The organism is Photorhabdus sp. CRCIA-P01 (assembly GCF_003545805.1).
Classification (GTDB): domain Bacteria; phylum Pseudomonadota; class Gammaproteobacteria; order Enterobacterales; family Enterobacteriaceae; genus Photorhabdus; species Photorhabdus antumapuensis.
Genome location: NZ_NMQR01000158.1, coordinates 1 through 1,645 on the forward strand (window position 1 = coordinate 1; position 1,645 = coordinate 1,645).

The 1,645-nt window shown below is 45.0% G+C and carries 1 rRNA gene; it reads left to right on the plus strand.

The annotated features are described in order from the left end of the window. Positions 1-87 precede the first annotated feature (87 nt). Positions 88-1,613: ribosomal RNA gene (locus D3222_RS24475) — 16S ribosomal RNA — on the plus strand. The last annotated feature ends 32 nt before the right edge of the window (positions 1,614-1,645 follow it).

Genomic DNA, 1,645 nt, shown 5'->3' on the forward strand with positions numbered 1-1,645 from the left:
GAGTAGCTGTAACGTGAGTTTATGGCCAATCTCAAAAAAACAGTCTCAGTTCGGATTGAAGTCTGCAACTCGACTTCATGAAGTTGGAATCGCTAGTAATCGCGAATCAGCATGTCGCTGGCGGCGCGCCTAATACATGCAAGTCGAACGGAAACCTTAGGGTTTTAGTGGCGAACGGGTGAGTAACACGTAAGCAACCTGCCTTTAAGACGTGGATAACAATTGGAAACAGTTGCTAAGACAGGATAGGAAATTAAGAGGCATCTTTTAATTTTTAAAAGACCTTTTTCGAAAGGTATACTTAAAGAGGGGCTTGCGCCACATTAGTTAGTTGGTAAGGTAAAAGCTTACCAAGACGATGATGTGTAGCTGGACTGAGAGGTCGAACAGCCACATTGGGACTGAGACACGGCCCAAACTCCTACGGGAGGCAGCAGTAAGGAATTTTTGGCAATGGAGGAAACTCTGACCGAGCGACGCCGCGTGAACAATGAAGTACTTCGGTATGTAAAGTTCTTTTATTGAAAAAGAAAAAATAGTGGAAAAACTATCTTGACATTATTCAATGAATAAGCCCCGGCTAATTATGTGCCAGCAGCCGCGGTAATACATAAGGGGCGAGCGTTATCCGGAATTATTGGGCGTAAAGGGTGCGTAGGCGGTTTGATAAGTCTATAGTTTAAATGCAGTGCTTAACGCTGTAGCGCTATAGAAACTGTCTGACTAGAGTTAGATAGAGGCAAGCGGAATTCCATGTGTAGCGGTAAAATGCGTAAATATATGGAGGAACACCAGAGGCGTAGGCGGCTTGCTGGGTCTTAACTGACGCTGAGGCACGAAAGCGTGGGGAGCAAACAGGATTAGATACCCTGGTAGTCCACGCCGTAAACGATGAGTACTAAGTGTCGGGTTTCGACTCGGTACTGAAGTTAACACATTAAGTACTCCGCCTGAGTAGTACGTACGCAAGTATGAAACTTAAAGGAATTGACGGGACCCCGCACAAGCGGTGGATCATGTTGTTTAATTCGAAGATACACGAAAAACCTTACCAGGTCTTGACATAATTTTGCGACATTATAGAAATATAATGAAGGTTATCAGAATTACAGGTGGTGCATGGTTGTCGTCAGCTCGTGTCGTGAGATGTTAGGTTAAGTCCTAAAACGAGCGCAACCCTTGTCGTTAGTTGCGACCACGTAATGGTGAGTACTTTAGCGAGACTGCCAATGAAAAATTGGAGGAAGGTGAGGATTACGTCAAATCATCATGCCCCTTATGATCTGGGCTACAAACGTGATACAATGGCTGTTACAAAGAGTAGCTGTAACGTGAGTTTATGGCCAATCTCAAAAAAACAGTCTCAGTTCGGATTGAAGTCTGCAACTCGACTTCATGAAGTTGGAATCGCTAGTAATCGCGAATCAGCATGTCGCGGTGAATACGTTCTCGGGGTTTGTACACACCGCCCGTCAAACCACGAAAGTTGATAATACCCGAAAGCGGTCGCCTAACTTCGTTAGAAGAGGGAGCCGTCTAAGGTAGGATCGATGATTGGGGTTAAGTCGTAACAAGGTATCCCTACCGGAAGGTGGGGATGGATCACCTCCTTTCTAAGGAAATGTAGAATCATCATCTTCAGTTT